Origin of the sequence: Pseudoxanthomonas kaohsiungensis (assembly GCF_010211765.1) — a bacterium.
Classification (GTDB): Bacteria; Pseudomonadota; Gammaproteobacteria; order Xanthomonadales; family Xanthomonadaceae; genus Pseudoxanthomonas; species Pseudoxanthomonas kaohsiungensis.
This window is the reverse complement of sequence record NZ_PDWO01000064.1, coordinates 1-570: the sequence shown is the minus strand read 5'-3', so window position 1 is coordinate 570 and position 570 is coordinate 1. Positions and strand designations below refer to the sequence as shown.

Genomic DNA, 570 nt, shown 5'->3' with positions numbered 1-570 from the left:
TAGAATAGAGGTGCGGTACTGAGTGTTGAGCGTCTGATGAGTTGTCTAGGTTATGTGTATAAGAGGCAGAGCTGCTGTCGCTGACGTCGTAGGGCTTGCGGACTTCGGTTGGACTGTTGCCTTCATTTTTTTTTGGTCCATCGAACGAGGTATTGGGAAACAGCTTCTGGCGCGTCGACGAATACGTCAGGTTCAGCCCCAGCCCCAGGCTGAGCTTGTCGTTGGCCTGCCACGCCACCGCGCTCGCGAGCTTGGTGACGCCGAGCACCGCCGAGTACTCGTCACGCGTTCCGTAGATGGTGTTGAGATCCTTGTACCCCACGCCGGTGCCGCCGGAGACGAAGACGCCGACACCGAAACGAAGATCGGGGTGATACGCCTGCGTGACGTACGACTGATTGGCGAGAATGCCGAGCGGCGAATCCATCGACGCCTCGTCGTTCACCTCGTCCGCGTGCTTGTAGTTGAAGGCCCAGAACGGCACGAGCGAGCCGTCGTAGCGCGTCCCCTTGATCTGCGTCATGCCCGCCGGGTTGATGTTGATGGCATTGCCATCACGCGAAACCGGAA

The 570-nt window shown here is 58.9% G+C and carries 1 protein-coding gene; it reads right to left on the bottom strand.

All coding sequences use genetic code 11. From position 1 onward, the window contains the following. Positions 1 to 570, bottom strand: a 570-nt coding sequence (locus tag CSC66_RS17305; protein ID WP_202935698.1) for an outer membrane protein transport protein, incomplete at both ends; no start/stop codon positions are given.